This is a genomic window from Nostoc sp. UIC 10607 (assembly GCF_047228265.1).
Classification (GTDB): domain Bacteria; phylum Cyanobacteriota; class Cyanobacteriia; order Cyanobacteriales; family Nostocaceae; genus Nostoc; species Nostoc foliaceum_A.
In genome coordinates this window covers 1-206 of the sequence record NZ_JBIQNW010000314.1, presented here as the reverse complement: position 1 = coordinate 206, position 206 = coordinate 1, and the positions used below count along the sequence as shown (strand labels likewise).

Sequence of the window (206 nt, the reverse complement as noted above, 5' to 3'; positions counted from 1 at the left end):
ACACCTGCTACACCTAACTGGTGGAAGGGGTGCATCAAGATGTTGTGTTCTGCTTGGAACACGATCATGAAGTTGAACGTTCCGGAGATACCCAAGGGCATACCGTCTGAGAATGAACCTTGTCCGATTGGGTATACCAAGAAGACTGCGGTTGCTGCTGCTACTGGTGCGCTGTATGCAATTGCAATCCAAGGACGCATTCCTAA

General features: G+C 49.5%; 1 pseudogene. It reads right to left on the bottom strand.

Annotation, left to right across the window (positions count from 1 at the left end):
• A pseudogene (locus ACEYW6_RS36890) lies at positions 1-206 on the bottom strand (photosystem II q(b) protein); the annotation flags it as partial.